The organism is Fusibacter sp., assembly GCF_057447755.1.
The window spans coordinates 1-1,765 of the sequence record NZ_JBVBZF010000497.1 but is presented as its reverse complement, the minus strand read 5'-3'; the positions used below and the strand labels follow the sequence as shown (position 1 = coordinate 1,765).

The window sequence follows — 1,765 nt, the reverse complement described above, 5'->3', positions numbered from 1 at the left end:
GATTTGGATAAAGCCTTAAAAGACGCAGACGTCGTTTTAACGGACGGCATTCCAAAGGAATATTTGACAGATGACTATCTCAGCCAATATCAAATTACTTTAGAACGCTTAAAGCTTGCTAAAGAAGACGCCATTTTAAATCCATGTCCACCATTTTACAGAGGTGAAGAAGTACACGCTGAAGTGATTGATTCCAAATACTTTGTGGGCTATGATTTTAAGAAGGATTTATTGACAGTGCAACAGGCGATTATCTTGTACGCCTTAGGCATCCGTTCTATTGACACCAATTCTCAATTGAGATAAAATATTTAACATAAAATATTGAAAATAATATAAACATGTAAAGGGGAATCCGCTATATCATGAGTATCATCACACAAGCCTAAGTTTAATAAAATCAAATGAATTCAAAATACAAGGTTTATGACACCATTATTTTTTCAATGGTCTTTTTCTTGTATTTAAAATTATGCATTTAAACTTAGCTTAGGAGATGAAATCATGAATAATAGAAGATTAATAACCACCTTACTTTTAACACAAGGGATGTCTTTGATAGGAAGTCGCATGACTGGAATTGCCATTGGAATATGGCTATTTCAAGCTACAGGTAAAGCGACTTATTTATTGTTGATCCCTTTTTTTAATGAAATTCCCTCATTATTAACCGGACATCTTGTCGGTGTATTCGTTGACAAATGGAACAAGAAGATCACTATGATATTAGGTGATTTGGGACAGGCAATCGGAACCGTCATTCTCCTCATTTCACTGCAAACGATTGGCTTTAAGCCCTTTATATTATATGGCGTCGTCGCCCTCCAAGGCATCTTTGGCATGATGCAGACAACAGCAGCCGACGTTATGATGACGCTCTTGACAGACGATTCAAATCGGGATCGTATCAACGGCTTTAAAGAGATGCTCTTTCCCGTGGCAAGCTTTTTAGGACCTGCATTAACAGCCATTATTTATCCAATTATCGGCTTAAAGGGTGTAATTGCGGTAGACCTTTTAACCTTTGTCATTGCAGTCCTTATAGTGGGCTCATTAAAACTGCCTGCTTTATCAGATGCAGATCAACTTATGAACCCTGGCAAGGTCAATCATGCCTTGAGAGAGGCCACTCAGTATTTAAAAATGCATAAAGTGCTCTTGGTATTTCTCATCTATATAGGGTTTACTAACTTTATGCTTAACGGTCCCATTGAGCTGATTATTCCATACCTACTGTCTCTGTCTTTTGATGAAGGTGCTGTTGCAGGTATGATGAGTCTTATGGGGATTGCAACATTTAGTGGCGCATTACTTGTAACCACCATTGGGCGGGTCAAGAACAGGGTCATATCCGTTGTGACACTTATGATGCTTTCGGGCTTCATGATGATATCATTTGGGATTACAAGACACTTCATTTTCCTTGGTGTATCTTTATTTCTAATGATGTTGCCCTTGCCAATGGTAAGTGCTAGATTTAAGTCCTTATTACAAACCTATGTGCCAATCCATCTACAGGGACGCGTGTTTTCAATCGCTTACCAAATCTCATATGGGACAGCGCCGATTTCCTTTGTGGTGGTTGGTCCTTTGGTTGACAACTGGCTGGAACCCAATATGCTCTTAGGCACTTGGCCAGCATTAAATGCCATCTTCGGTCATCAGAGTGGTGCCGGTATGGGGATCGTATTGTCTTTTGCTGGACTAGCCATCGTTGTTTCAAGTCTTTTAATATGCCTATACAGACCAATTCGTAAACTTGAAG

2 protein-coding genes are annotated in these 1,765 nt (G+C 39.2%); both read left to right on the top strand.

Annotated features, from left to right (window positions below):
* A partial coding sequence (locus tag AC220I_RS22070) for a Rossmann-fold NAD(P)-binding domain-containing protein (protein WP_486726025.1) occupies positions 1–306 on the top strand: 306 nt, incomplete at its 5' end.
* A gap of 198 nt (positions 307–504) precedes the next feature.
* A partial coding sequence (locus AC220I_RS22065; RefSeq protein WP_486726024.1) for an MFS transporter occupies positions 505–1,765 on the top strand: 1,261 nt, incomplete at its 3' end.